Raw genomic sequence first — 25,150 nt, forward strand, 5'->3', positions numbered from 1 at the left:
CGCGCGGGCTGCGTCGGCGATGCAGTGTCAGCTTGCCGGCCATCGCGTGGCGGTGGTGCCGTGAGAACGGGCCTACAGCAGTGCGCGGGCTGCGTCGGCGATGGCCGGTGCGGTGAAACCGAAATGGTCCATGAGGTGGTCACCCGGCGCGCTCGCGCCGAACCGGTTCATCGTGACGGTGGCATCTGCGTAGCGGTCCCAGCCCATCGCCGAGCCCGCCTCGACGCCCAGCACGGGCACCCCCGGGGGGAATACCGCGGCTCGATACTCAGCGTCTTGGGACTCGAAGAGATCCCAGCTCGGCATCGACACCACCGAGCTGGCGATGCCGTCCGCGGCGAGCAGCGCGGCCGCAGCTGTGCAGCACTGCACCTCGCTGCCGGTGCCCGCCAGGATCACCGCTGGCGCTGGTGTGTCGATCAGCACGTAGGCGCCCGAGGCGACCTGCGATGGGCGGTCGGTGCCGTCGAGCACGGGGACGTTCTGGCGTGTCAGCACCAGCGCGGTAGGGCCGTCTCGCTCGACTGCGATCTGCCACGCCTGAGACGTCTCGTTGGCGTCGGCCGGCCTGATCACGCACAGGCCCGGGATAGCGCGCAGCGATGCGACGTGCTCAACCGGCTGGTGCGTGGGCCCGTCCTCGCCCACGCCGATCGAGTCATGCGTCCAAACGAAAACGGTCTTCGCACCGCTCAGGGCCGCCAGCCGCACAGCGGGCCGCATGTAGTCGCTGAAGACCAGGAAGGTACCGACCACCGGCAGCACGCCGCCGTGCAACGCCATGCCGTTGGCGACCGCGCCCATGGCGTGCTCGCGGACACCGAAGTAGAGCTTGCGCCCGCTCGGATTGGCGGCCGACAGCACCTCGGCGGTCACGTTGGTGCCGGTGTTGCCGGTGAGGTCGGCGCCGCCGCTGATGAGGGCGGGCACGGTGTCGAGCGATGCGTCGAGCACGCGATTGGCGGCGACCCGGGTGGCCATCTGGGTACCGGCCTCGAAGGTCGGAAGATCGGACAGTTCGCCGTTCACTGCGCCGGCCGACCAGAGCGCTTCGAGCCAGCCGCGATCGTGGCCGCTGGCCGCGAGCCGAGCCTCCCATTCGATACGCTCGGTTGCGCCATGTGCGCCGGCTGACCTGTAGGCCTGCACCACGTCGTCGTCGACTACGAACGTCGCTTCGGGGTCCATGCCCATGGCCCGCTTGGCTGCAGCGATCTCCTCGGCGTCGGTGATCGCGCCATGCGCTGCCGACGTGTCGGCCGCCGAGGGCATCGGGTAGCCGATGTGGCTGCGGACGATGATCATCGAGGGACGATCGCTGACCAGCGTGGCCTCGCGGATCGCGCGCTCGAGAGCGTCGGTGTCTTCGGCGGCCTCGCCGAGGTCGGCAACGTGCCAGCCGTACGCCTCGAAGCGACGAGCGGCGTCGTCGCTGAGCGCCAGTTCGGTGCTGCCGTCGATCGTGATGTGGTTGTCGTCGTACACGGCAACCAGGCGGCCGAGCTGCTGGTGGCCGGCGAGCGATGCTGCCTCGTGGCTGATGCCCTCCATCAGGTCGCCGTCGCTGACGATCACGAACGTGCGATGGTCCACCAAGTCGGCGCCCAGGCGGGAACGCAGGCCGCGCTCGGCCATCGCCATGCCGACGGCGTTGGCAAGGCCCTGTCCCAATGGACCGGTGGTGACCTCCACGCCGGGCGTGAGGCCGTACTCGGGGTGGCCGGGCGTGATCGATCCAAGCTGGCGGAAGTCTCGGATGTCGTCGAGCGTGACGCCGTAGCCCACCAGGTGCGCCATGGCGTAGACGAGCATCGAGGCGTGGCCGGCCGACAGGATGAAGCGGTCGCGGTCGGGCCAATCTGGCGCTGCGGCGTCGTAGCGCAGGATGCGGGTGAACAGCACATGCGCTAGGGGCGCCAGTGCCATCGCCGTGCCGGTGTGGCCGCTGCGGGCACGCATCACGGCATCCATCGCCAGTGCCCGGATGGTGTTGATCTGCCGTGCTTCGAGAGTGGTGTTCATGACGCCCGGTTCATCATTGCCCATCGGCGTCAGAGAACAGCGCCATCGAGGCGGTGAAACCGTGCACGTACGAGCGCGCTCCGACCGGGCCGATTTCGCCAGCGCAGAACATGCCGGCCACCTCGGCCGACGTCTGGTTCACGAGCGCCGACGCGTCGTGATGGGGAGCGTCGAACAGGTGGGTGCCCCGGCCGTTGCACGTGAACAGCAGGGCGCCCTCGGTCTGCAGCGAGTGCGCGAGCGCAGCGCGCAGGTCTTCGTCTGCGGTTTCGGCGTCACGCACATGAAACTGCACGGTCGCGCCGATCGGCGCCTCGTCGCCGATGGCAATGGCGCCGCTGTCACGGTCTGCGCCGAGCACGCCGCGGATCAGGAAATCGCCGCGCTCGAAGTCGATCTTGCGCTCGTCGGTCACCCGGCCCACATGCAGCCCTCGCTGCACCAGGCGCTGGTCGGCGGGGTCGAGCTTGGAGAACACCTGCTGCAGCCGCTCGAACGGCGGCATGCCCCCGAGCGACTTCACCACGTTGCCCTCGGCCTCGGTGATGATGTAGGGCTGGCCGATGGGTCGGCATCCCTGCGAGACCAGGTGCGTCACGTTCGCGCTGCCGCCCACGATCAGGGCCGCAGCGCCGTCGCGGTGCATGCTGCCGTCCACGACGATGCGGTTGCCGCCCGGCATGGGTGCTCCAGACGACAACCCGCCCAGCACGCTCACGTCGGGCCAGCGCTCGGCCCAGTGCCCGAGGGCGGCATCGACGGGGTAGGAGTACGGGTCGGCCAGCACAATCATCGAGAGATCGCCGGCGGCGTGCACTTCGTCGAGCGCGGCCGCTAGCGCCTCGTCGTCGGCAGCCGGATCGGGCACGCCGCCCAGCCGGACAGCGCGCGCCCTCGGCGCGTTGCCGCCGCCTAGGCTTCCCACCCACAGCACCGCGGCGGTTTCCTCTTCGATCTCGCGCTCGCCCGCTGCCACCGAGACCGCTGTGGTGCCGATGAATGCACCGGGGTTGAGCAGCTCGACCACTGCCGCTGCGATCTCGTCGGTGTTGCCCATGTGCTCGCCCGAGGTGAACAGCACGGCGACATCGGGCTGCACTCCCAGCGTCTCGAGCACCCGCCCCACGATCTCGCCGGTCGCGATGCCGGGATCGGCGTGCTGGGACAGACCAACGGTGAACGGCATGCGTGCCCGGCCCGCCTAGCTGTCCTGCTGTGCGGGCGTGCCGGTCCAGCCGCCGGTAGCCGGCTCTGCAGCCGGCGGCGCGGGCTCGTCGGCGGGCGGGTTCATGCTGAGCGGAATGATCAGCACCTCGCCCTGGTCGACGCGGCAGTGGGCCTCGATCGTCGACGGCTCATCGAAGGTGAGCTCGGCCTGCACGAGGTTGTAGCCGAACTTGCCGGGCTCGACGCTGAGCGGCTGCACGTTGCGGGCCACCTGCTCATCGCCGCGCATGAACCTCACTTCCAGCGCCGCCAGTCCGGTGTGCGAGGCGGGGCAGCGCACGAGCACGAGCATGTGCGGCGTGATCGTCACCGGGAACGGGCCGGGAGCTGCCATCGAGAAGTGAACACCGCCCAGATCGATGCGGGCCGCGCCGCCCGCGGCCTGGCGCATGTCGAAGTGCTCGATGAACAGCGCGGACATGATCTGCACGCTGTGGATCGTAGGCGTGCAGCGCACCTGTCAGGCGAACGCATTTCGGCGTGCTGTCGAGAGGCTCAGCCTCCTAGATTGCTCGGCATGGCACACAGCGAGAAGTTCGACGGCGAATACGGGCCCAGCACCTGGGGCTGGGTGAAGGAGCAGGCCGATGCTTACGAGGCGTCGAACGGCGGCGAGGCCAACACGCTGCGTGACACCGGGCTGCCGATCATCGTCATGACCACTGTCGGGCATCGCACCGGTCTCGTGCGCAAGGTGCCGCTGATGCGAGTTGAGCATGAGGGCGAGTACGCGATCGTCGGCTCCAAGGGCGGCGCCCCGGCGCATCCGGGCTGGTACCACAACCTGATGGCCGATTCGACCGTGCTGATCCAGGACGGGCCTGAGCCGTTCGAGACTACGGTGCGCCTCGTCAGCGGAGCCGAGCGCGAGGCGTGGTGGGAACGGTGCGTGAGAGCATTCCCGCCCTACGCGGAGTATCAGGCCAAGACAGACCGCGAGATCCCGGTCTTCATCTCTGCCCCACGCGCCTGATCAGGCTGGCTCGCTGGGCCGGTCAGCGGGCGAGCAGTTGGCGATAGACGTCGGCTGCTCGTTCGAGCTCCGCAATCTCGACCCATTCGATCGCTTGGTGAGCCTGATCGATAGAACCCGGGCCGAACACCACGATCTGATCAGCCACCTCGCCGTAGCGCAGCGCATTCGTGCCGAAGTCGGCCACGGCGGGGCTGTGGCCTGACATCTCCGCCATGGCCGCGATCAGGTCGCATCCGGGTGCCTGGAAGAACGCGTTGCTGCCGAACCCGTTCGCCAGCTGCACCTTGACACGGGCCGGCAGTGCAGCGGCGCGTATCAACTCGGTGAGGCGGGCGGATTCTCGTTCGTAGTCCTCGTCGTCGGCGATGCGCCTGCCCACGTACAGCTCGCAGTGGTCGGGAATGATGTTGCGGGCCCGCCCGCCGCCCATCTCGTTGACCGACACCGTGCCGGCTCCGAGCGCGCCGACTTGAGGTTGGCTCGAGAGCCGTTCCTGTTCAATATCGACGGCAGCGACGATGCGGGCCCCGGCCGACAGCGCGTTGATGCCGAGATGGGGCTTGGAGGAGTGCGCCGCACGGCCCTCGACCAACACCTCGAGGCCGAGGCCACCCTTGTGGCCGTACACCGGCGCGCACATTGTCGGCTCGGCGACCACGATCTGCTCGCGGCGCTCGTTGCGCTCCAGCAGCCGATCCCGGTACGCGGATGCACCGGCCAGGCCGCCACCTTCCTCGGAGATCGTGCCCACCAGCTCGACGGTGCACATCGGCTGCTGACCGGCGGCAGTCATCTCGGCAAGCACGGCGAGCACCACGGCCATCGTCGCTTTGGTGTCGACCGATCCCCGCCCCCAGACCCGACCCTCGCTGATCCGGCCCTCGAAGGGATCGCCCTCCATGTGCTCGACGCCAACGGTGTCGAGATGCACGTCGATGGCCAGCATGCGCTCGGTGCGCCCGGTGAAGCGGGCATACACGTTGGGACGCCCGGGCTCGATCTCGTGGAGCTCGACTTCGGCGCCCAGCGCTGCTGCTCGTTCGGCCACCCAGTTGGCCATATCGGCCTCGGCAATGGTGCCCGAACGCGGCCCGTGATGCAGCGGGTTGACGCTCGGGATACGCACCATCTCGCTCAGCAGCTCCGCAATGGAATGGCCGGTGGCGGAGCCCTTCATCGTGCCTGTCGCCTCGCCATCGCTCATGAGTCACCTCTTCGTGGCGGAGCGTACGCGCAGCGCGATCGCCACGCAGTGAACAACAGCGTGGCGATAGCCAAAATACGCAGCCGATGTGGCCGCCGGACGCCGTACCGTGGTGGCCTATGTCGACTGGTCCTGTGCCTGCTGGCGGTTCGCGTGTGCTGGCCGAGCTTCCCGTGGGGGAGCGGGTGGGCATCGCGTTCTCCGGCGGGCTCGACACCTCTGCGGCGGTGGCGTGGATGAACGAGCGCGGCGCGCTCGTATGCGCTTACACGGCCGATCTGGGCCAGTACGACGAGCCCGACTTGTCGGGTGTGCCGCAGCGGGCGCTCGACTACGGCGCCCACGCGGCACGCCTGGTGGACTGCCGAGCCGAGCTGGTGCGCGAAGGCTTGATGGCGCTGCAGTGCGGCGCGTTCCACATCTCGACAGCTGGCCGCACGTACTTCAACACCACGCCGCTGGGCCGGGCGGTGACCGGCACGATGCTGGTGGCAGCGATGGCCGAAGACGGCGTGGACATCTGGGGCGACGGCTCGACGTACAAGGGCAACGACATCGAGCGCTTCTACCGCTACGGCCTGCTGGTCAATGCCGCGCTGCGCATCTACAAGCCTTGGCTGGACTCGACATTTGTCGACGAGCTGGGCGGGCGTGCCGGCATGAGCGAGTTCCTGGTGTCGCGTGGGCTGCCGTACCGGGACCCCACCGAGAAGGCCTATTCCACCGACGCCAACATCTGGGGCGCCACGCACGAAGCCAAGCAACTGGAGGACTTGGGCACGTCGATGGAGATCGTTGAGCCGATCATGGGCGTCGCCCACTGGGATCCGGCGGTGGACATCGACACCGAGGACGTCACGATCCGCTTCGAGGCTGGCTGGCCGGTCGCCATCGGCGGGCGGGAGTTCTCGGCATCAGACGCTGAGGGCAGCGATCACGTTGCGCTGGTGCTGGAAGCGAATGCCGTCGGCGGGCGCCATGGCCTCGGCATGAGCGACCAGATCGAGAACCGCGTCATCGAGGCCAAGTCACGTGGCATCTACGAAGCGCCGGGAATGGCGCTGCTGCACATCGCGTACGAGCGGCTGCTGTCAGCGATCCACAACGAGGCCACGCTCGACAACTACCGCACGATGGGCCGCCGTCTGGGCCGGCTGCTGTACGAGGGCCGCTGGTTCGACCCCCAGGCGCTGATGCTGCGCGACTCGCTGCTGCGCTGGCTGGGCTCGTCGGTTTCGGGCGAAGTCACGCTGCGGCTGCGCCGTGGCGACGACTACTCAGTGCTCGACACGACCGGCCCAGCGCTCACCTACGCGTCAGATCGGCTGTCGATGGAACGAGTCGAAGACGCGGCATTCGGGCCAGGCGACCGCATCGGGCAGCTCACCATGGCCAACCTGGACATCGCCGACAGCAGGGACAAGCTGGCGGCCTATCGCGACACAGGCCGGCTCGGCCCCGGCGGCATCGCCGAGCTCGATACCTGATTCGAGCGTCGGCGCCGCTCGGCGTCAGCCGCCGCTGCGGAAGCCGTCGAGGATGTCGTTGAAGGTGGCGCTTGGCCGCATGGCGGCTTCGGCGAGTGCGGGGTCGGGCAGGTAGTAGCCGCCGAGGTCGACCGGCACGCCCTGGCACTCCACCAGCTCGTCAACGATCTGGCCCTCGTTGGCGGCCAATGCCGCCGCCAGCGGGGCGAATCGCTCGGCGAGGTTGGCGTCTGTGCCTTGGCGGGCCATCTCGTCGGCCCAGTGCTTCGCTAGATGGAAGTGGCTGGCGCGGTTGTCGGGCTCGTTCACCCGGCGGCTGGGAGCGCGGCCTTCGGCTAGCCATGTGCCGATCGCAGCGTCGAGCGTGTCGGCGAGCAGCTGCGCGACGGGGTTGCGGGCTACGCGGCCCAAGTGTTCGAGCGACACCGCCAGGGCCAGGAATTCGCCCAGGCTGTCCCAACGGAGGTGGTTCTCGGCCACCATCTGCTGGACGTGCTTTGGCGCCGAGCCGCCGGCGCCTGTCTCGAAGAGGCCACCACCGGCCATGAGCGGCACGACCGAGAGCATCTTTGCCGACGTGCCCAGCTCGAGGATCGGGAACAGGTCGGTGTTGTAGTCGCGCAACACGTTGCCCGTGACCGAGATGGTGTCTTCCCCGCGCCGGATGCGCTCCAGCGAGATACGGCAGGCATCGGCCGGGGCCAAGGTCCGTATCTCGAGCTCGCCGATCGAGGCGTCGTCAGCCTGCCGTTGCGCCAGTCGCGCATCGACCTTGGCGATGAGCTGCGCATCGTGGGGCCGTTCGGCATCGAGCCAGAACACCACCGCAGCACCGGTGAGCTGACCTCGCTCGATGGCCAGATCGACCCAGTTGGCGATTGCTGCGTCGTTGGTGGTGCACATGCGCCAGATGTCGCCCACGGCGACCTGGTGGCTCATCAGCACCTCGCCGGACTCGGTGGTGACCCGCATGGTCCCGGCAGCATCCACCTCGTAGGTCTTGTCGTGACTGCCGTACTCCTCGGCCTTCTGGGCCATCAGCCCCACGTTGGGAACCGAGCCCATCGTCCTCGGGTCGTACGCGCCGTTGGCGCGGCAGTCGTCGATCACGGCTTGGTAAATGCCCGCGTAGCTGGAGTCGGGGATGACGGCTTTGGTGTCGTGCTGGTTGCCCTCGGCGTTCCACATCTGGCCTGACGACCGGATCATGGCCGGCATGGACGCGTCCACGATGACATCGCTGGGCACGTGCAGGTTAGTGATGCCGCGATCGGAGTCGACCATGGCCAAGCCGGGGCGCTCGGCAAGCGTGGCAGCGATGTCGGCCTCGATGGCTTCGCGCTGCGCTGCAGGCAGCGATTCGACGGCGGCCAGCACGTTGGCCCAGCCGTCATTGGGGTCGGCACCGGCGGCCGCGAGTGCTTCGGCGTGCCGGTCGAACACCGGTGCGAAGAACGCCCGCACTGCATGACCGAAAACAATCGGATCGGCGACCTTCATCATGGTGGCCTTGAGGTGCAGCGAGAACAGCACGCCACCCGAGCGGGCATCGGCGATCTGATCATCGAGGAATTCGCGCAGCGCGGCGACCGACATGAACGTGGAGTCGACGACATCGCCGGCACCGACGGGGACTTTGCGCATCAGGCGAACGTTCCCGTCATTATCCACATGCTCGATGCTCAGCGAGCCGGCACCGGTTGCGGTAACTGACTGCTCATTCGAGCGGAAGTCGCCGCCGGACATCGTCGACACGTGGCTCTGGCTCTGCTGTGACCAGGCGCCCATCGAGTGGGGGTACTGGCGCGCGTATTCCTTCACGGCGCGCGGTGCGCGGCGATCGGAGTTGCCCTCGCGCAGCACCGGGTTTACCGCCGATCCCTTGACCCGATCGAAGCGCTCGCGAATCTCGCGCTCGGATGCGTCGGCCGGGTCGTCGGGATAGTCGGGAACTGCGTAGCCCTTCGATTGCAGCTCGGCGACGGCGTCCTTGAGCTGGGGGACCGAGGCGGAGATATTCGGCAGCTTGATGATGTTGGCGCCGCGGTCCTGGGTCCACTCGCCGAGTTCGCTCAGCGCATCGCCGATTCGCTGATGCGGGTCGAGCATGTCGCCGAAGGCCGCGATGATCCGACCTGCCAGCGAGATGTCACGTGTCGCGACGTCGACCCCTGCAGCGTCGGTGAACGCGGTGATGATCGGCAGCAGCGAATAGGTGGCCAGCGCTGGTGCTTCGTCGGTGTGGGTATAGACGATCTTCGAGCCGGTGTTGTTGGGCGAGGAGGACATAGCGATTGGACGCTACCGCCCGCCGGGGAGTCGCCGCCCGTTGAGCAGAGACTGTTCAGCCGGTGGCGTGCGCGGCGGCGGAGCTGCCCGCCAGCCGGCCGAACACCGCACCCGCCGAGAGGCCCGAGCCGCCGGGATAGTTGCCGTAGAACAGGCCGCCCACCAGCTCGCCTGCGGCATACAAGCCCGTGATCGGCCGCAGGTCGGTGTCGATCACACAGCCGGTTTCGTCGATGCGCAGCCCGCCGAACGTGAAGGTCAGGCCGCATGTCACGCGGAACGCTGAGAATGGCGGCGTCTCGATCGGCATCGCCCAGTTCGTCTTGTCGGGGCCGAGGCCCCTGGTGCGGCGGCCGTCGAGCACGTTGGGGTCGAACGGGACGCTGCGGTCGACCGCTGCGTTGAACTCGCTGATCGTTGCCAGCGCTCCCTCGGTGTGCACGTCCTCCATGCGCGCGCAGAGCTCTTCGATGCTGTCGGCGGTCACTTTGGTGACTTGGCGGATGCGGTACTCGTCGCGCTGCAGGTGCTCGGTACTGGCGTCGAAGACCTGCCAGGCCGAGTGCCCCGGCTGGGCGAGGATCTCGCGCCCGTAGCGGGCGTAGGTGTAGTTGCGGAAGTCGGCGCCCTCGTCCACGAAGCGCTGGCCGTCCTGGTTCAGCACGATCGCGAACGGATAGCTGTGCTTCTGGAAGCCGTCGCCGACCGCGAGATCGCCGAACTCCGGGGCGTTGTAATCCCACGCCACGGCGTGAGCGCCGCTCCAATTGCCGTACGGCATCGCGCCGATGTCAAGCGCCATTGCGATTCCGTCGCCGGTGTTGAAGCGGGTGCCGCGCACCTTGGCCAGATCCCATCCGGGACCCAGGTAGCGGGTGCGCCATTCGGCGTTGGCCTGGAAACCGCCAGCCGCCAGCACGACAGCGCTGCATTCGACGTCGATCACACGGCCGCCGCGCCGCACGCGAACGCCCCGCACCGCGCCGCTGTCGTCGGTCAGCAGCGAGCGCCCGGCGGCTTCGTGCCACAGGTCGATCCGGTTCCGGTCGAGTGCTGCCCGCAGGGATTCCACGAGTCCTTCGCCGCCGCCCACCGACTCCACCGTGAGGCCGCCCCAGAAGGTGAAGCGCCCGTCCACCTTGAAGGCCTGGCGTCCCCAGATCGGCGCGAACCGCACACCATGGCTCGCCATCCACATCAGCGTGTCCTTGCTGCGGGTGACGAGCGTGTCGGCCAGCTCGGGATCGCACCGGTAGTCGGTGATGCGACCGAGATCAGCGTAGAACTGCTCTTCGGTGTAGGTGCCGAAGTCGGTCATCTCCACTTCGGCGTCGGTGAGATCGGGCATCAGTGCCCGCAGGTCGTCGACGCCGTCGTAGGCGAAGCGGATCGCGCCGGCAGTGAATCGGCTGTTGCCGCCGGCCTCGGCCTCGGGCGCCCGTTCCAGCACGAGCACCCTGGCACCGCCCTCGTGGGCCGCGAGCGCCGCGCACATCGCCGCATTGCCCGCGCCCACCACCACCACGTCGTAGTGCTCCGTGGAGCCTGCCGCCGCCGATCGATCAGGCGCATTCACGCCGAGCGAGCCTATGTGGAGCGTCCCGACGATGCGGGAGCGAGGCCGGCCGGCCGAGTCACGGTGCTCTGGTGCGGAAACGAACCGGGGGAGCCGCGTACGCTGCGGCGATGAGCGAATCCAGCACAAACAATGACGCCGCGAACCGCGACGTGGTGATCGACCATGAATGCCTTGCGGAGTTCATCGCTGAGATCTTCCGGCATACGGCGTGCTCCGATGCCGAAGCGGCGCGTATCGGCCGCAGCCTCGTCGGGGCCAACCTGGCGGGCCATGACAGCCACGGTGTGATCCGCTCGGCGCTGTATGTGGATCTGCTGGCGAATGGCATTCAGCTCGCCGACCAGGAGCTCAAGGTGCTCATCGACTCGGGCGCGCTGTTGCTGGTGGACGGCCAGTACGGCATGGGCCAGACCGTCGGTTCTGCAGCAGTGGAACTGGGCATCGAGCGATGCAAGGAACTTGGCGTTGCGGTGGCGGGGCTGCGCAACGCGGGCCACCTCGGCCGCATCGGCGAGTACGCCGAGATGGCCGCAGCCGAAGGCCTGGTCTCGGTGCACTTCGTCAACGTCGCCAACAGCCGGCTGGTGGCCCCGTTCGGCGCCAAGGCCCGCCGGATGGGCACCAACCCGTGCGCCTATGGCGCGCCCGTGGCCGGTCGCCGCCCCGTCATCCACGACTTCGCCACGTCGGTGGTGGCCGAGGGCAAGGCCATGGTGGCGCTGCATGGCGGTCCGGCCGTCCCCGACAACGCCCTCGTATCCGGCGACGGAGAGATCACCGGCGACCCGCGGGTGCTGTACACGTTCGAGGAGGGTCAGCGCCCGAACTCCATGGACGGGCCGGGCGCACTGCGGGCGATGGGCGAGCACAAGGGCTCGGGCATCTCGGTCATGTGCGAGCTGCTGGCCGGTGCGCTCACCGGCACTGGCACTGCAGGACCGCGCCGGGTTCGCTTCGCCAACGGCATGCTCTCGGTCTACGTCGACCCGGCCCAGGTAGACGCCGCTGTCGGCGAGACTGACGACGGGTACAACGGCATCGCCGCGGACTATCTCGACTGGTTCTACGACGCCGACGCCATCGATCCCTCCGAGCCCGTGAAGCTGCCCGGCGATGTGGAGCACGAGCGGCGCCAGCACCGCATGGCCAACGGCATCACGCTGCCCGCCGAGACGTGGGAGAGCATCTGCGGCGGCGCCCGAGCCGCCGGCGTCCCCGAAGCAACGATCTCCGCCGCCGCTGGCTGAGCCGGCTGCGTCCTCAGCGCTGCGGCCCGAGAACGTACGCGGAGTGGTGAAACTGGCCGTCGCGTCGCCTGTTGCTTCCCGCTCTTGTTCGCTGCGCTCACGGGCCGCTCGGGCCACGGCTTCGCCGTTCGGCTCAGCCTCTCACTCGTCGAGGGTTGGGCCGGTGCCTTGCACGCGGGTCTGGCGCATGTAGCGGCGCCAGCGGTCGGCGTCGTAGCCGGCGCCGCGGTGCAACAGGCAGCGATTGTCGTAGATGACGGTGTCGCCGGCGGTCCAGCGATGTACGTACTCGTCTTCGGGACGGGTGGCGGCTTCGTTGAGCTCATCGATCAGCCGGCGGCTGTCGATGCCGTGCCAGCCGACGATGGATCGGGCGTGCGACCCGGCGTAGTAGTTCTTCAGACCGTTGCCGGGGTTGGTGCGCACGAGCCGCTGGGGGATCGGCGGCAGCGATGCGGCGTGGTTCGGATCGACCGGGGCGACCCTGGTCCGGCTGAACACGTAATCGTGCAGCACCACGAGATCGTCGATCTCGGACTGGCGCTCGGGGCTGAGCCTGGCGTACGCGGCCCGCTGGCTCGCATACAGCGTCTCGCCGCCCTCGCCGGGCACCTCGTAGGCGCACAGGATCGACACGTACGACGGCACGAGCCGGAATGACGAATCCGAGTGCCAGAGGTTGTTGCCCTTCTGGTTGTGGGTCAGCGGGTGTGACTCGTCCCGCTTGGTGTCGGCGTCGATGACGTTGCCGATCGTGCCGAAGTACTCGACCTTGCCCGTCTTGCCGAACACCACATGGTTCGGCTCGGGCTCGCCGAGGGTGCGGGTAAGCGCAAGCTGCGCTTCGTCGGACATCTGCTGGTCCGGGAAATGCAGCAGCGAGTAGGTGTCGACGGCGTCGTGCAGCTCCGCAACTGCCGCGCCGTCGAGCGGCTTCGACAGGTCGATGCCGCTGACCTTGGCGCCGAAGTCAGGATGGATGGGCTCGAACGTCAGCACTGGTTTCTCCCTCGGTCAGCCCGCCGTCAATTCTGGCCGCCGGCCGCGCCGTCAGCTCTCGTGGCGCGCCAGCGAACCGCCCTCGGCTGCCAACCGTTCCAGCAGCGGGCTGGGTGTCCAGTGATCGCCGCCCAGCGTCTCGTCGTAATGGCGGATGCGGCCCAGCACCTCGCCGAGCCCGATCTCGTCGGCCCAGTACATCGGTCCGCCGGTGTACATCGGCCAGCCGTAGCCGTTGATCCAGGTGACGTCGACGTCGCTGCCCCGCAGAGCGATGCCCTCGTCGAGGATCTTGGCGCCCTCGTTGACCATCGGATACAGGCAGCGTTCGAGGATCTCCTGATCGGTGACATCGCGCAGCACCGCTCCCCGCTCAGCGGCGAAGTCGCGGATCATCTGCTCGACCTCCGGGTCGGGCGTCGAGGCCCGGGTGTCGGGGTCGTAGATGTAGTAGCCGCGGCCGTTCTTCTGGCCCCGGCGGCCCGACTCGCACAGCACCTCGCGCACCGTCGAGCTCGACGACGTGTCCTCGTTCCAGCCCACGTCGAGACCGGCCAGATCGCTCATGGCAAACGGCCCCATGGGGAAGCCGAAGCCGTACACGACCTTGTCGATCTGGGCCGGCGTGGCGCCCTCCAGCAGCATCTTCTCGGCCTCGATGCCCCGCATGAACAGCATCCGGTTGCCGATGAAGCCGTAGCAGACTCCGCACAGCACCGGTGTCTTGCCGATGCGCTTGCCGATCGACATGGCGGTGGTGATGGCCGTGTGCGAGGTGGCATCGCCGCGCACCACTTCAAGCATCCGCATGACGTTGGCGGGGGAGAAGAAGTGCATGCCGATGACGGCCTCAGGCCGTGACGTGGCCGAGGCGATCTCGTTCACATCCAGCGCGGAGGTGTTGGTGGCGAGCACCGCACCCGGCTTGCAGATGGCGTCGAGCTGGGAGAACACGTCCTTCTTGAGCGCCATGTTCTCGAAGACGGCCTCGATCATCAGGTCGCAGTCGGCAAAATCGCCCATGTCGGTGGAGCCCTGCAGCAGGTCCATGCGGGTCTGCACATCGTCTGACGAGATGCCGCCTCGCGCCGCAGTGCGCTCGTAGTTGCGTCGCACCACGCCGAGGCCTCGCTCGAGGCTGGCCTCGTCACGCTCCACGAGGGTGACAGGAATACCGATGTTGGCGAAGTTCATCGCGATGCCGCCGCCCATCGTTCCCGCGCCCAGGATGCCGACCTGCGCAATGTCGACGGGCGGCGTGTCGCGGGGAACGTCGGGCACCTTCTGCGCAGCTCGCTCAGCAAAGAAGTAGTACTGCTGCGCGTTGGCCTGCGAGCTGCCCATCAGCTCGCCGAAGATGCGCTGCTCGGCGGCGAGCCCAGCCTCGAAGTCGCCGCTGGCGCCGGTCTCGACGGCTGCTTCCACGCAGCGCACGATGCAGTCAGGTGCTTCGAAGCCGCGCGTCCGGCGGGCGATCGAGGCCCGGAAGGCGGCGAACTGCTCGGCGCCGAAGCCTTCGAGGCGATCGTTGCGATCGCGGATGCGCGGGCGGGGCATGCCTTCTGCCACAGCTCGGCGGGCGAATGCCACTGCTCCGGCCTCGAGATCGGCCAGGGAGTCTCCCACGATCTCGTTGATCAGGCCGCATTCCAAGGCCTCAGCGGCGCCGATCGGGTCGCCGCTGACCATGATCTCGAGCGCCCGCTGCGGGCCGGTAATGCGCGGCAGGCGCTGTGTGCCGCCGCCCCCGGGCAGCAGGCCCAGCTTCACCTCGGGCAAGCCGAACTGAGCGGTGCTGATGGCGACCCGGAAGTGCGCGCACAGCGCGACCTCCAGCCCGCCGCCGAGCGCAGTGCCGTGGATCGCAGCCACCACTGGCTTGCTGCAGTTCTCCATGGCCTCCTGACCGGGCACGAGGGCGGGGGGCTTGGGCGGCTGGGAGAACTCGGTGATGTCTGCACCGGCGATGAAGGTCCGCCCGTCGCAGATGAGCACGATGGCTGTTGCGTCGCTGGCCTCGGCGGCTGCCATGCCGTCGATGAGGCCTTGGCGCACGTGGTAGCTCAGCGCGTTGACGGGCGGGTTGTTCACGATGAGCAACGCCACGTCGTCGCGGCGCTCGAGTCGGACCGACTCGGTGATCTGGCTCTGGTCCTGGGTTGTCATGGGCCGCAGCGTACGCAACGACGGCCCTGCCGGACCGGGCCGGTGCGTACAGCCAGGCGACTCGGCGCCGAATTCCCCCCGATGCGGACAGGGCCCGGCGATACGCTGCGAATGTCTTGGACGACTGCAACGCCCAAGCCATCCCCATGGAGCGCCGGTGACTGACAAGCCCGACCCGTTTACGGTCCCCTTCGGGACCATCTTCTGTGACTGGATGACCACCGCCCGCGCCGACGACGGCCCGTACGTCTACGGCGGGGGAGCTGAGCCATTCGGCGACTTCACCATCAGCCCCGCGGCGCACGTACTGCACTACGGCAGCGCCATCTTCGAAGGGCTCAAGGCACACCGCCAGGTGGACGGGTCGCTGGCGATCTTCCGGCTGGACCGGCATGTGGAACGCATGGTGTCCAGCGCACAACGGCTGCGGCTGCCCGCCATCGACGGTGATGTCCTGCATCAGATGTGCGTGGACGCAGTGGAGGCGAACGCGGGCGAGGTGCCCGACCCGCCCGGCTCGCTCTACATCCGCCCGACGCTCATCGGCACCGAGCCCGATATCGGCGCTGCGGCCCGTCCGACGCGCAGCGCGTTGCTCTATGTCGTCAACTGCCCGGTCGGCGATTACTTCAAGGGCGGCGTGCGGCCCTTGACCTTGCTGGTCGAGACCGAGATTCCCCGCACCGTGCCGCAGTTCGGCATGGTGAAGTGCGGCGGGAACTACGCGATGGCACTGGCGCCCACGCTCGATGCCATGGCCGGGAATGAGGCCATCGACCAGATGCTGTTCGCCACCGGCGGGGACATCACCGAGACCGGGGCGTCCAACTTCTTCTTGGCCGACGACGAGCGGGTGGTGACCCGTCACCTCGACGAGTCGTTCTTGCACGGTGTCACCCGGTCGTCGGTGATCGAGCTGGCTGCGTCGTTGGGCTACGAGGTCGAGGAGCGCTCGATCGACCCCGAGGAGCTGGTCGAGTGGGCCGAGCGCGGCGAAGCGTTCCTGTCGGGAACGGCCGCGGTGCTCGCCCCCGTCGGCACCATCCTGTTCGAAGGCAAGACGCTCACTGTGGGCGACGGCCAACCGGGCCGCAACACGATGCGGCTGCGCCAGGCACTCGTCGACATCCAGGTCGGTGCTGCGCCCGATCCCTTCGGCTGGCGCACACCTGTGAAGGGCTGACGGATCGGGTTGCCATGAGCAATCGGGACACCGGCCGCATCGTGTCCTGGACGGCAATGGAGCACGGCACCGCTGACGACTACGCGTTCCTGGACAGTCAGCACTACGCGCACGTCCGAACGGGACTGGTCGACAACCTGCTGAACATCCTGCAGTGCCTGCGGGGACCCACGCTGGGCTACCCGATCGACCGCTACGACCATTCCCTGCAATCGGCAACCCGGGCATTGCGAAACGGCGAATCGACCGACCTCGTGGCGGCGGCCCTGCTGCATGACATCGGTGACGCATTCGCGCCCGAGAATCACAGCGCCGCCGGTGCCGCCGTGCTGCAGCCCTATGTCGACGAGCGCACCCACTGGGTGATCGCCCATCACGGGCTGTTTCAGGGCTACTACTACTTCCACCACCTCGGTGGCGATCGCGATGCCCGCGAGCAGTACCGCGACTCGCCTCACTACGACGCCTGCCTGGACTTCTGTGAGAACTACGACCAGAACTGCTTCGACCCGAAGTACCCCAACCTGGCAGCTGACGACTTTCGCCCCCTGCTCGACGAAGTCTTCAGCCGCCCCTCACAGGTCCCCGCCACCGCCCCGCTGACCTAAATCTGGCCGGCGCAGCCATCACAGGCTGCGGTGCTTCACCACAGGGTGTTGACAGGGAAGTCCTCGAACGCCCGGTCGGCGGTCACCAGGGTCATAGTCTCAAGTTCCGATTGCGCTGCCAGCATCCGGTCGAACGGGTCCTTATGAGCGATGTCGTACATTCCCGCTTGGCGCGCATGTGCGTAGCTGACGGACAGGTGGCGAAAGGACTCGGCGACGGTTTCCTCGTGAAACTGTGAGATGACGCGTGGAGGGACGATGAGGCGACCGCTCCGATGCTTGGTCGCAATCTCCCAGGCACTGGCTGCGCTGACATGTACTGCCGTGTCAGGATCGGCGATTGCCTCCAGAGCTGCTGAGGACAGACTTGGATTGTTGCTCCACCACCACAGCAGCGCATGGGTGTCAAGCAGCAGTTCGTTCACTCGCCCTCCCAAAGGGCGAGTTCATCGTCAGGCAAGGGGTCGAAGAACTCCGGCGGCACTGTGATGCCCCGGAGTCGACCGGGTGTGCGCCGCTTCCTCGGCTTGAGCGGCACGAGGCGGGCACACGGCTTGCCGGCTCGTGCGATCACGATCTCCTCACCGGCCTCAACTCGGCTCAGCAACTTCGACAGGTGTGTCTTCGCCTCATGCACATTCACCATTGATGACGATGTCATGCTATTTCAGCCTTTGCAAGTCATTTTCGTCGAGACAACGCTTATGAACTTAGTCTAGTGACTAGACTAAGTTACGCACGCGGTCGCCCAAGGTGCAGGCGAGGATGTTCACGCAGGTATGCGGAAACGGGTCAGAGGCGGGTGATGGGGTCGCCGGCGCGGACGGTGCCCGGCTGGACGACACGGCAGTTGACGCCCCGCATGCGCAGGTCGCGGCCCTCACCGGTGTTCACGAACCGCAGCGCGTCGCGGCCGAATCGGGCGGCGAACTTGGCGCAGCCTCGGTGCGGTTTGGCCGTGACCTCCAGGATCGCATCGCCGAGCCTCAGCTGGGCGCCGGCTGGCAGCGTCTCGTGGCTGATGTCGAGGTCGGCGTAGATCTGGTCGCCGGCGAGCGGCCAGCGTTCGACTGGCCCGATGACCGCCGCGGCCGCACGAGCGCTCATGATGGTGATCTGGGCGTCCGGGTGCGGTCCGCCATCGGCTGACGACGGTGAGCCTCGCTGGTTCCACGTGTCACCCGCAACGCCCTCGGCATCGTTGATATCGGCCACGTCGAGCACTTCGCGGGCATCTTCGCCAGGGCGGCGAACGATGAGCTCGATCGTGCCGGTGCTGCCGGGGGCCTCGCGAATGTGCGACAGCGCCGCTTCCAGCTCGGCGGTGCTGCGGTGGAGCGCCGGGTCGCTGCTCGCAGCCTCGACGATGGCGGTGGTCTCTGCTGATGCGTTCATCGAGATGCGTCCCAAAAGGTTCGTCGGCAGACTCAGGAGCTGACGGCCAGCTCCAACGCAGGATTATCGCGCCGGCGCGTCACCTGTCGAAGTGAATTCGAGCTGCAGGTCGCGCGCCTCGGCCTCGGGACTCCGCTCGGCGGGATCGCCGTAACCGCCGCCACCCGGGAACTCCACGATCAGGCGGCGGTCGCCGGCAATCACCGAACGCCCTTTGGCGCGCACCTCGGTGCCGTCGTCGAGCGACAGGCGACCCAGCGCCCCGGATCCGCCGCCGTGCCGGCCGCGCGCCGGGTACACGGTTCGCTCGTAGGTCGCGCTGATGGAGAAATCACGCCCCTGGCGGTTCTCCAGCTCGATGACCTGGCCCAGCCCGCCCCGGTACTTGCCCTGCCCGCCGGAATCGGTGCGGAACTCCTTGCGCCAGAACACGAGCGGTGAGCCGATCTCGTTCACCTCGACTGGCATGTTGCGCACCCCGCTCGGGAAGGCCGTCGCCGACAGTCCGTCCGCCTGCGGGCGGGCGCCGGCACCGCCCGAATGGAAGCTCATCAGGATGTACCGCTCCAGCTTGCGCCGGTCGGCTTCGTCGCCCGATTGCCCAACCGTCGTGCGGGAGCGATTCGTCGCGCCGACGCCGGTGTCGGGCTCCCACATGCCCGTGCCGAGCAGGTTCCACAACGACGACGTGCCCTCCGCCGGCACTCGCTCGGGCACCACCTGGCTCAGGCAGCCGAACACGGCGTCGGGGAGCAGTTGGCCCATGACGTGACGAACATTCACCGCTGCGGGGTGGGGCGCATTGAGAATGCAGCCCTCGGGCGCTCGCACCCGCACGGCATCGAGTGAACCCGTGTTGTTGGGGATGTCGGGGCCGATGATGCAGCGCACGCCGAATGAGGTGTAGGCGTCGGTGTAGGCCATCGGCACGTTGATGCCCCAGCTCGACTGAGGACCGGTGCCGTCGAAGTCCACGTCGATGCCGTCGTCGCCGACGGTCAGCGAGCACACGATGTCGATGGGCTGCTCCATGCCGTCGACGCGCATCGTGGAGTTCCACGTGCCGCTCGGCAGCTCGCCGATCGCATCGAGCATGGCCCGGTGCGATGACGTGATGATGTGCTCCGCCAGCTCATCCAAGTCGGTCATGGCGTACTCGTCCATCATCGAGATGAGGCGGGCGGCACCGGTCTCGTTGCAGGCAGCCAGCGAGTGGATGTCGCCGATGACCTGCACCGGGTCGCGGACGTTGGCCTCGATGATCGCCACCACGTTCGGGTCGAACACCCCGTCGGTGGCGAACTTCAGGATCGGCAGGTACAGGCCCTCGTGGTACACCTCCTTCGAGTCGGTGGTGAATCCGGCGCCGCCGATGTCCACCACATGGCTCGTGCAGGCGAACAGCGCCACCAGCTCGCCGCGCAGGAACGCCGGCGTGACCACCACGATGTCGAACAGGTGGCCGGTGCCCTTCCACGGGTCGTTGGTGAGGAAGATGTCGCCCGGGCGCATCTCCGACGCCGGGTAGCGATCCAGGAAATGCAGCACCGAGTAAGCCATGGAGTTCACATGGCCCGGCGTGCCCGTGACCGACTGGGCGAGCATCCGCCCCTGGGGGTCGAAGATGCCCGCCGACAGGTCGCCGGCCTCCCGGGTCGAGGTGCTGAAGGCAGCACGCACGAGCGCCCGTGCCTGTTCCTCGGTCACCGAGATGAGGCGGTTCCACTGCACGCCCAGCCGTACCGCGTCGAGGTCTGCAGTGGCATCGGCTGCCGTATGCGGCGCCGAGACGCCGGTGAGCCGCAAGTGCCCACCCGCCGTGACTGTTGCCACTGCTCCAGCGGGCAGCAAGGTCGTGGTCTGGTCCTCGGTGATCAATGCAGGCCCGGCCAGCCACGCGCCCTCGGTGAGGGTGTCGCGCTCGAAGACTGCATGGGGGACGGCTCGGCCAGTTGTGGTGTCGGTGACGAGCGCAGTCGCGTCGGAGACAACCGGTTCGTCGGCGACGGTCGGATGCAGCGAGACGGCGGGGGCCTGCGGGGTACGGACTTCCAGCAGCCAGCTCAGGATCTCGATCTCAAGGTTGCCGATGTGGCGCGTGTAGAGCTGCTGGTAGGCCTTCGTGAACGAGGTGCGCAGCTGGTTGCGTACCTCGGCGTCGCTCGGGCTATCGATGTTGTCGGCGAGCAGCGCTGCAGCGTCGACGTCGACGGTGATCTCATGGCCTTGACCGCGGTAGCGCATCAGGGCTCGCACGTGCGTGGCTGTCTCGGCACCGGGCGCGGCAGCGTGCACGATCGCGTCGGACTCGTCGGCCATCTCTCGGAGCAGCCCTGCCAAGTTGGCTGCTGTCAGCTCGCTCACGCGGGCATGGCGGGTGCGCACCGACTCGTACGCCACCGGCGCGGCCAGAAAGCCGATGGCCGAACCCACGCCTGCGCCCGCAGGCACCACGATGTCGTCGATGCCCAGCTTGGCGGCCACCCGCGCTGCGTGCAGCGGCGCCGCGCCGCCGAAGGCGATGAGCGTGCCGCGGCTGATGTCGCAGCCTTGGTCTGCGGCGTGAACACGACCGGCGTTGGCCATGTTCTCGTCGACAACCTCGGAGATGCCGATGGCAGAGATCGTCGTCTGCAGACCCGATGGCTCCGCCAGCGCGGTCCCGACGGCCTTGGCGGCGGCGTCGACGTCGAAGGTGAGCGTGCCGCCGGCGAACCGTTCCGGCGCCAGCCGGCCCAGCACCGCATCGGCATCGGTGACCGTCGGTTCGGTTCCGCCGCGCCCGTAGGCCGCTGGACCTGGCTCGGAGCCTGCGCTGGCCGGACCGACGGTGATGCGCCCGAGTGCGTCGAGGCTGGCGATGGATCCGCCGCCGGCACCGATCTCGACCATCTCGATCACCGGCAGACGCAGGGGGAGCCCGCTGCCGGCTAGGAAGCGGTACTCGCGACCGACCTCGAATTCGCGGCTCGTGCGAGGATGACCGCCTTCGACGATGCACAGTTTTGCCGTGGTGCCGCCCATGTCGAAGCTGAGGGCTCGTTCGCAGTCGAGGCCGCGGGCGATCCCCGAGGCGAGCAGTGCGCCGCCTGCGGGTCCGCTCTCGATCAGCCGGACCGGGAAGCGCAGCGCCTCGGCGAGAGTTCCCAGCCCGCCGCCGGAGGTCATGAGGAACACCTCGCAGCCCAATCCCAGCGCTGCGAGCCGTGCATCCAGATCGGTCAGGTACTGCCTCACGAGCGGCGCGATGTAGGCGTTGGCGCACGCGGTGGAGAAGCGTTCGTACTCCCGGATCTCCGGGCAGACCTCGCTGGAGATGGTGACGGTCGCCTCGGGCCAGCACTCGGCCAGGATCTCGGCGGTGCGCTTCTCGTGGCGGGCGTCGAGGTAGGAGTGCAGGTAGCCGACCGCGACGCTGGTCACGCTGTCGGCCGCCAGTGATTTCGCCGCAGCCCTCACAGCGTTCTCGTCCAGCGGCAGCAGCACCGTGCCGTCGGCAGCGAGCCGCTCAGGGATGCCGATACGACGGTTGCGCGGCACCAGCGGCTCGGGCCGGCGCATGTACAGGTCGTACTGCTCGAACCGGTTCTCGTGGGCTATCTCGACCGAGTCGCGGATGCCCTGCGTGGTCAGCAGTGCCGTGCGTGCACCCCGGCGTTCGATGAGGGCATTCGTGGCGAGGGTGGTGCCGTGGATGAACACGCCTACCTCTGCGGGCGCAACGCCTGCCTCGCGCAGCACACGCTCGACGCCGTCAAGCACAGCGTCGGCCGGCGCGTCAGGCGTCGTCAGCACCTTGGCGGTGTGCAGGACCGGTCTGCCGCCTGCGCCATCGACCTCCAACGCAATGTCGGTGAACGTGCCGCCGATGTCGGCCGCCAGCCGGGCGCGTGCACCTGCCATCGGCCCAGCGTAGGCGCGTCGTCGCGGAAGGCTGCGGGGTACCGTGCAGGCGTGGCGAGTGGCGACCAGCGTGGCGGCAGGCCGCCGACGGGAGCCGGTGCGGGGCTGCGCGTCGGCATCGTGCGGGCGACCTGGAACCCCGAGATCGTGGACCGGCTGGCAGCAGGCGTCCGGCGAGGCCTAGATGAGCTCGGCGTCGGCGAAACGGCCGAGGTGACGGTGCCCGGGTGCTTCGAGATCCCGTTCGCTGCACAGGTGCTCGCTCGCAGCGGACAGGTCGATGCAATCGTCGTGATCGGGGCCGTGATCCGCGGGGAGACGACCCACTACGAGCTGGTCAGCGAGGGCGCCGCGCAAGGCGTGATGGCGGTTCAGCTGGAGACGGGCGTTCCGGTCGGCTTGGGCTTGGTCACGGTGGAGAACACTGAACAGGCGACGGCTCGCAGCGAGGGCGCGGGAGGTCACAACGTCGGTGAGGACGCGGCCTACGTGGCCGTAGCGATGGCGCTGCTGGCCCGCGACTTCCTCGCCCGCTAGCTGGGATCGGGCCGCATGCGCACGAGCACCTTGCCGACGGCTTCGCGTTCGTCGAGCAGCCGGTAGGCCTCGGCGCTCTGCTCGAAGGGCAGCACCTGCCCGATCGGCGGTTTCACCGCACCCGATGCGATCATGCCGAGCAGGCGTTCGTGAATGCGGGCGGGGATCGTCGGGTCAGCAGCCACGGCTTCGCCCCACGCGGCGCCGACCACGCTCACGTTGCGCAGCAGCAGCCGGTTCACCTTCACGGTCGGGATCTCGCCCGCCGCGAACCCGACCACGACGAGCCGCCCGAAGCGTGCCAGCGCCCGGATCCCGTCGAGGAAGCGGTCTCCGCCCACCGGGTCGTAGGTCATGTCGACGCCCCGACCGCCGGTGAGCTCGCGCACCTCGTCCTTCCACGTGTCGCTGATGAGCACGATGTGATCGGCCCCTGCCGCCCGGGCGATCTCGCCCTTTGCCTCGGTGGAGACCAAGCCGATCACCGGCCCGGCGCCGACCCCCTTCGCCACTTGGATGCCCGAGGTGCCCACGCCACCCGAGGCACCCAGCACCAGCACCGACTCACCCTCGCTCAGGCCCGCCCGGTCGATCATGCAGAACACGGCCGTCTGGTAGTTCATGACCAGCGCGGCACCCTCTTCGAACGACAGCTCGTCAGGCAACGCGAACAGGTCGCGGGGCTTGGCGGCCACGACTTCGCTCAGGCAGCCGTTCGACCACACGCACACCCGGTCGCCGGGTGCGTAACCCGAATCGGCGGGTGCTGACCGCACCGCGCCCGCAGCCTCGATCCCTGGTCGGAACGGCGGGTCGGGGCGGTACTGGTAGAGGCCTTGGCTCTGGAGCAGATCGGGGAACGACACGCCGCCGCAGACGATGTCGACGATGACCGATGCGCCGTCGGCGTCGGCAACCGGTTCAGGGGCGTCGACGACGGCGACGCCGGCTGGGCCTGTGAGGGACTGCACTTCCAAAGCACGCATGGCGTCACGATGGCACATCGCGCGCGGTCGCCGCCCGAGCAGCACCGGCGCACCCACGGGAGCCCGGCGGAGGCCGCTGGTACTGTTGGCCGCGCAGTGCATCTGCGCTGGGGCAACCAGGCGTACGGACGCTCAAACAGAAGCAGGGGAAAGCGATGCGGTACTACTCGTGTGACTCGCACGTGGTCGAGGCGGCCGAGATCTATGCGGGACTGACGGACAGGTTCGGCGATCGGGCACCGTTCATCAGCAAGGACTACAACGACAAGCCGGGCACCTGGCTCGTGCTCCCGGGCGGCATCCGCCCGGTGCCGGTCGGCCGGCTGGGCATCGCCGGTGCCAGCCTGTCCGACCCGGCCACCCACGCCCGCATCGAGCAGGGCTACGACGGCTTCAACCCCGGCGTGATGGACCCGAACGCCCGGCTCGACGAACAGGCCCAGGACGGCATCGTCGGCGAGGTCATGTACCCGAGCCTGTCGATGTTCACGTTTGCCATTCCCGACGACGAGGTGCGCGACGCCGCCTTCCGCAACCACAACGACTGGGTGCTCGACTACTGCTCGGTGGATCGCAACCGGCTCATCGGCGTCGGCTGCCTGCCCCTGCCCGATGTGGAGCGGGCCATCGCCGAGATCGACCGCTCGGCGCAGCTCGGCGTGCGCGGTTTCGCCATCCCGGCACACGTCGATCCTGCCAAGCCGTACTGCCATCCCGACTTCGACCCGTTCTGGGCCCGGGCCCAGGAATTCGGCGTGCCGCTCACCATGCACATCTTCACCGGGTCCAGCCTCGAGGGCGGCATGCCCGAGCACTGGGGCACGCCCGGCGGCCACCTGAAGGGTTACACGCTGGCCCACACCACCATCGCCAACACGATCATCGATCTCATCTGCGGTGGGGTCGTGGAGCGCTTCCCGGATCTGCGCTTCGTCTGCGCCGAATACGAGACCGGCTGGGTCGGCCACTTCAAGCAGCGGCTCGACCACGCTGCGTACCGCACGCCGTGGGAGGTGTCCGACGAGCTCACGATGAAGCCGTCGGAGTACTTCGACCGGAACTTCTGGGTCACCTTCGAGGACGACGTGGAGGGCGTAGCGACACGGCACTCGATCGGCGTCAGCAACCTGCTGTGGGGCAATGACTACCCGCACCACGATTCGATCTGGCCGAACTCGCGGCCGATCCTGGATGAGATTCTCTCGGGCGTTCCTGACGACGAGAAGGAACAGATGGTCTGGAGCAACGTCCTCGAGCTCTACAGCCTCGACCCCGATTCGCTCCCAGCAGCCGCCTAGGCGGCGCGGCTCGCGGCTACGCCGCGCAGTGCTTATTGCTCGCC

General features: G+C 68.2%; 20 protein-coding genes. 7 read left to right on the forward strand and 13 right to left on the reverse strand.

What is annotated here, in order from left to right; translation table 11 throughout:
- Positions 1-72 precede the first annotated feature (72 nt).
- Genes tkt through ACOGXD_RS12955 form a run of 3 tightly spaced genes read right to left on the reverse strand, consistent with a single transcriptional unit; the run spans position 73 to position 3,679 of the window.
- Entirely contained in the window at positions 73-2,046 is a 1,974-nt protein-coding gene (tkt, locus tag ACOGXD_RS12945) for a transketolase (protein ID WP_419915447.1), read from the reverse strand.
- Entirely contained in the window at positions 2,036-3,208 is a 1,173-nt protein-coding gene (locus tag ACOGXD_RS12950; RefSeq protein WP_419915448.1) for an FIST signal transduction protein, read from the reverse strand. The genes tkt and ACOGXD_RS12950 overlap by 11 nt, the downstream gene beginning before the upstream one ends.
- A 15-nt stretch (positions 3,209-3,223) precedes the next feature.
- The gene (locus ACOGXD_RS12955; protein WP_419915449.1) at positions 3,224-3,679 is read right to left on the reverse strand and encodes a hypothetical protein; all 456 of its coding nucleotides are present in this window, start codon (positions 3,677-3,679) and stop codon (positions 3,224-3,226) included.
- Positions 3,680-3,766: 87 nt separating this feature from the next.
- Between ACOGXD_RS12955 and ACOGXD_RS12960 the strand changes: the two genes are divergently transcribed.
- On the forward strand, positions 3,767-4,222 hold the full coding sequence (locus ACOGXD_RS12960; protein WP_419915450.1) for a nitroreductase family deazaflavin-dependent oxidoreductase: 456 nt from the start codon (positions 3,767-3,769) through the stop codon (positions 4,220-4,222).
- A gap of 22 nt (positions 4,223-4,244) precedes the next feature.
- Here ACOGXD_RS12960 and ACOGXD_RS12965 read toward each other — a convergent pair whose 3' ends face one another.
- Positions 4,245-5,429, reverse strand: a complete 1,185-nt coding sequence (locus ACOGXD_RS12965; protein WP_419915451.1) for a M20 family metallopeptidase — start codon at positions 5,427-5,429, stop codon at positions 4,245-4,247.
- Between the two features lie 119 nt (positions 5,430-5,548).
- Between ACOGXD_RS12965 and argG the strand changes: the two genes are divergently transcribed.
- Complete coding sequence (gene argG, locus ACOGXD_RS12970; RefSeq protein ID WP_419915452.1) at positions 5,549-6,916, forward strand: argininosuccinate synthase; 1,368 nt, start codon at positions 5,549-5,551, stop codon at positions 6,914-6,916.
- A gap of 24 nt (positions 6,917-6,940) precedes the next feature.
- Here argG and ACOGXD_RS12975 read toward each other — a convergent pair whose 3' ends face one another.
- Complete coding sequence (locus ACOGXD_RS12975; RefSeq protein ID WP_419915453.1) at positions 6,941-9,205, reverse strand: NADP-dependent isocitrate dehydrogenase; 2,265 nt, start codon at positions 9,203-9,205, stop codon at positions 6,941-6,943.
- Between the two features lie 55 nt (positions 9,206-9,260).
- A complete protein-coding gene (tcuA, locus tag ACOGXD_RS12980; RefSeq protein WP_419917406.1) occupies positions 9,261-10,700 on the reverse strand; it encodes an FAD-dependent tricarballylate dehydrogenase TcuA in 1,440 nt (479 codons plus the stop codon).
- A gap of 191 nt (positions 10,701-10,891) precedes the next feature.
- Between tcuA and ACOGXD_RS12985 the strand changes: the two genes are divergently transcribed.
- Positions 10,892-12,031, forward strand: a complete 1,140-nt coding sequence (locus tag ACOGXD_RS12985) for an Ldh family oxidoreductase (protein WP_419915454.1) — start codon at positions 10,892-10,894, stop codon at positions 12,029-12,031.
- A gap of 141 nt (positions 12,032-12,172) precedes the next feature.
- Here the strand turns inward: ACOGXD_RS12985 and ACOGXD_RS12990 are convergent, their stop codons facing one another.
- Positions 12,173-13,030 carry a TauD/TfdA dioxygenase family protein gene (locus tag ACOGXD_RS12990; RefSeq protein WP_419915455.1) on the reverse strand — a complete coding sequence of 286 codons (858 nt, stop codon included), beginning with the start codon at positions 13,028-13,030 and terminating at the stop codon, positions 12,173-12,175.
- Positions 13,031-13,081: 51 nt separating this feature from the next.
- Entirely contained in the window at positions 13,082-15,196 is a 2,115-nt protein-coding gene (locus tag ACOGXD_RS12995) for a 3-hydroxyacyl-CoA dehydrogenase NAD-binding domain-containing protein (protein ID WP_419915456.1), read from the reverse strand.
- 157 nt (positions 15,197-15,353) lie between these two features.
- Between ACOGXD_RS12995 and ACOGXD_RS13000 the strand changes: the two genes are divergently transcribed.
- Positions 15,354-16,379: a branched-chain amino acid aminotransferase gene (locus ACOGXD_RS13000; RefSeq protein WP_419915457.1), complete on the forward strand. Its 1,026-nt coding sequence runs from the start codon at positions 15,354-15,356 to the stop codon at positions 16,377-16,379.
- Between the two features lie 14 nt (positions 16,380-16,393).
- Complete coding sequence (locus ACOGXD_RS13005) at positions 16,394-16,987, forward strand: HD domain-containing protein (protein ID WP_419915458.1); 594 nt, start codon at positions 16,394-16,396, stop codon at positions 16,985-16,987.
- Positions 16,988-17,022: 35 nt separating this feature from the next.
- On the opposite strand, the gene ACOGXD_RS13010 is transcribed toward ACOGXD_RS13005, so the two are convergent.
- From ACOGXD_RS13010 to ACOGXD_RS13025, 4 genes are all read right to left on the reverse strand, one after another.
- Positions 17,023-17,412 carry a type II toxin-antitoxin system VapC family toxin gene (locus ACOGXD_RS13010; protein ID WP_419915459.1) on the reverse strand — a complete coding sequence of 130 codons (390 nt, stop codon included), beginning with the start codon at positions 17,410-17,412 and terminating at the stop codon, positions 17,023-17,025.
- Positions 17,409-17,648, reverse strand: coding sequence for a type II toxin-antitoxin system Phd/YefM family antitoxin (locus ACOGXD_RS13015; protein WP_419915460.1), 240 nt, complete (start codon positions 17,646-17,648; stop codon positions 17,409-17,411). Before ACOGXD_RS13015 ends, ACOGXD_RS13010 begins: the two co-directional genes overlap by 4 nt.
- A gap of 131 nt (positions 17,649-17,779) precedes the next feature.
- Positions 17,780-18,382: an MOSC domain-containing protein gene (locus ACOGXD_RS13020; protein ID WP_419915461.1), complete on the reverse strand. Its 603-nt coding sequence runs from the start codon at positions 18,380-18,382 to the stop codon at positions 17,780-17,782.
- A gap of 63 nt (positions 18,383-18,445) precedes the next feature.
- Complete coding sequence (locus ACOGXD_RS13025; RefSeq protein WP_419915462.1) at positions 18,446-22,285, reverse strand: hydantoinase B/oxoprolinase family protein; 3,840 nt, start codon at positions 22,283-22,285, stop codon at positions 18,446-18,448.
- 51 nt (positions 22,286-22,336) lie between these two features.
- Between ACOGXD_RS13025 and ribH the strand changes: the two genes are divergently transcribed.
- Positions 22,337-22,822, forward strand: a complete 486-nt coding sequence (gene ribH / locus ACOGXD_RS13030) for a 6,7-dimethyl-8-ribityllumazine synthase (RefSeq protein WP_419915463.1) — start codon at positions 22,337-22,339, stop codon at positions 22,820-22,822.
- On the opposite strand, the gene ACOGXD_RS13035 is transcribed toward ribH, so the two are convergent.
- Entirely contained in the window at positions 22,819-23,808 is a 990-nt protein-coding gene (locus tag ACOGXD_RS13035) for an NADPH:quinone oxidoreductase family protein (protein ID WP_419915464.1), read from the reverse strand. The two genes, ribH and ACOGXD_RS13035, sit on opposite strands and share 4 nt — an antisense overlap.
- 155 nt (positions 23,809-23,963) lie before the next feature.
- On the opposite strand from ACOGXD_RS13035, the gene ACOGXD_RS13040 reads away from it, so the two are divergent.
- On the forward strand, positions 23,964-25,106 hold the full coding sequence (locus ACOGXD_RS13040) for an amidohydrolase family protein (RefSeq protein ID WP_419915465.1): 1,143 nt from the start codon (positions 23,964-23,966) through the stop codon (positions 25,104-25,106).
- Positions 25,107-25,150 lie beyond the last annotated feature (44 nt).

The organism is Candidatus Poriferisodalis sp., assembly GCF_965204125.1.
GTDB lineage: Bacteria > Actinomycetota > Acidimicrobiia > Acidimicrobiales > Poriferisodalaceae > Poriferisodalis.

Excerpts from the sequence above, each read along its gene's own strand:
- tcuA (WP_419917406.1), bottom strand. The coding sequence starts at position 10,700 with ATGTGCGCGGCGCTCGCGGCCCACGAGGGCGGTGCCAGGGTGCTCGTG.
- ACOGXD_RS13040 (WP_419915465.1), top strand. The coding sequence starts at position 23,964 with ATGCGGTACTACTCGTGTGACTCGCACGTGGTCGAGGCGGCCGAGATC.
- ACOGXD_RS12975 (WP_419915453.1), bottom strand. The coding sequence starts at position 9,205 with ATGTCCTCCTCGCCCAACAACACCGGCTCGAAGATCGTCTATACCCAC.
- ACOGXD_RS12985 (WP_419915454.1), top strand. The coding sequence starts at position 10,892 with ATGAGCGAATCCAGCACAAACAATGACGCCGCGAACCGCGACGTGGTG.
- ACOGXD_RS12995 (WP_419915456.1), bottom strand. The coding sequence starts at position 15,196 with ATGACAACCCAGGACCAGAGCCAGATCACCGAGTCGGTCCGACTCGAG.
- argG (WP_419915452.1), top strand. The coding sequence starts at position 5,549 with ATGTCGACTGGTCCTGTGCCTGCTGGCGGTTCGCGTGTGCTGGCCGAG.
- ACOGXD_RS12960 (WP_419915450.1), top strand. The coding sequence starts at position 3,767 with ATGGCACACAGCGAGAAGTTCGACGGCGAATACGGGCCCAGCACCTGG.
- ACOGXD_RS13020 (WP_419915461.1), bottom strand. The coding sequence starts at position 18,382 with ATGAACGCATCAGCAGAGACCACCGCCATCGTCGAGGCTGCGAGCAGC.
- ACOGXD_RS13015 (WP_419915460.1), bottom strand. The coding sequence starts at position 17,648 with ATGACATCGTCATCAATGGTGAATGTGCATGAGGCGAAGACACACCTG.
- ACOGXD_RS13025 (WP_419915462.1), bottom strand. The coding sequence starts at position 22,285 with ATGGCAGGTGCACGCGCCCGGCTGGCGGCCGACATCGGCGGCACGTTC.
- ACOGXD_RS13035 (WP_419915464.1), bottom strand. The coding sequence starts at position 23,808 with ATGCGTGCTTTGGAAGTGCAGTCCCTCACAGGCCCAGCCGGCGTCGCC.
- ACOGXD_RS12950 (WP_419915448.1), bottom strand. The coding sequence starts at position 3,208 with ATGCCGTTCACCGTTGGTCTGTCCCAGCACGCCGATCCCGGCATCGCG.
- ACOGXD_RS12965 (WP_419915451.1), bottom strand. The coding sequence starts at position 5,429 with ATGAGCGATGGCGAGGCGACAGGCACGATGAAGGGCTCCGCCACCGGC.
- ACOGXD_RS13005 (WP_419915458.1), top strand. The coding sequence starts at position 16,394 with ATGAGCAATCGGGACACCGGCCGCATCGTGTCCTGGACGGCAATGGAG.
- tkt (WP_419915447.1), bottom strand. The coding sequence starts at position 2,046 with ATGGGCAATGATGAACCGGGCGTCATGAACACCACTCTCGAAGCACGG.